The following is a 228-nucleotide window of genomic DNA, read 5'->3' on the forward strand; positions in this document are numbered from 1 at the left end:
TATGTCACTTCCTAAGAAGTACATTTTCTAAAGACTTTCAGCTACGCTGCATAGGCGTCAAAAATTCCAACCACATACGTTTTAATGAAGTGGTTTGGAAAGATGATCCAAAAATACTTAGAGAATGGTGGGCGATACCGGGCTCGAACCAGTGACCCCCTGCTTGTAAGGCAGGTGCTCTCCCAACTGAGCTAATCGCCCACATATATTTTGATTTCCTGTGGCAGG

Annotated in this window: 1 tRNA gene; it reads right to left on the reverse strand. The window is 44.3% G+C overall.

Going from position 1 to position 228, the window contains the following annotated elements:
* Window positions 1-125 precede the first annotated feature (125 nt).
* A tRNA-Val gene (locus RH89_RS17190) sits at window positions 126-201 on the reverse strand.
* Between the last annotated feature and the right edge of the window lie 27 nt (window positions 202-228).

The sequence above is a fragment of the Vibrio nigripulchritudo ATCC 27043 genome (genome assembly GCF_000222685.1).
In the GTDB taxonomy this organism is placed as follows: domain Bacteria; phylum Pseudomonadota; class Gammaproteobacteria; order Enterobacterales; family Vibrionaceae; genus Vibrio; species Vibrio nigripulchritudo.